At 62.1% G+C, this 713-nt stretch carries 1 protein-coding gene; it reads left to right on the top strand.

Features of this window, described 5'->3' with window-relative positions; all coding sequences use genetic code 11:
* A partial coding sequence (locus tag EN991_RS38610; protein ID WP_164769781.1) for an N-acetylmuramoyl-L-alanine amidase occupies positions 1–663 on the top strand: 663 nt, incomplete at its 5' end.
* Positions 664–713: the final 50 nt, after the last annotated feature.

Here is a 713-nt window from a genome sequence, read left to right as displayed (position 1 = left end):
GGCATCGACGGCGGTGCCGAGGGCCTGAACGGCACCATCGAAAAAAACGTCACGCTGGCCTTCGCCACGGAGCTGCGCGACAAACTCGCGGCCGTCGGCAATTACGATGTGTTCATGACGCGCGACACAGACGAATTCCTGCGTCTGGACGACCGCGTGCGCATTGCCCGTCAGCATGAGGCCGACCTGCTTATTTCGATCCATGCCGACACGATCAGCGTCAAGGGCATTCGCGGCGCCACCGTCTATACCGTCTCCGACAAGGCTTCGGACCCCGAGGCGCAGGCGCTTGCCGACCGTGAGAACCTCTCCGACCAGTTCGCCGGCATGGAAATCAAGAACGACAACAAGGAAGTCACCGACATCCTGATCGACCTGATCCGCCGCGAAACACACAATTTCTCGATGAGTTTCGCCCACACGCTGGTTGGCCAGTTGTCGACCAGCGTCGGTCTTATCAACAATCCGCAGCGCTCCGCGGGTTTCAAGGTGCTCAAGGCACCCGATGTGCCGTCGGTGCTGGTCGAACTCGGTTATCTCTCGAACGCCAAGGACGAGGCGCAGTTGCTCAACGCCGACTGGCGCGGCAAGGCGGCCCAGAGCATAACCAACGCCGTCGCGCTGTTCGCGTCGGCCAAGGCCGGATCGGGAACCGGAGGTTGACATGACCGGCGACGCCTGCAACCAGAGGCGGCGTTGCGCGACGACAACAC

This window comes from Mesorhizobium sp. M7A.F.Ca.US.005.03.2.1, from assembly GCF_003997795.1.
GTDB classification, from domain to species: Bacteria; Pseudomonadota; Alphaproteobacteria; order Rhizobiales; family Rhizobiaceae; genus Mesorhizobium; species Mesorhizobium ciceri.
Note: the sequence above shows the minus strand (reverse complement) of the source record. Positions and strands in the feature narration are given on the sequence as shown.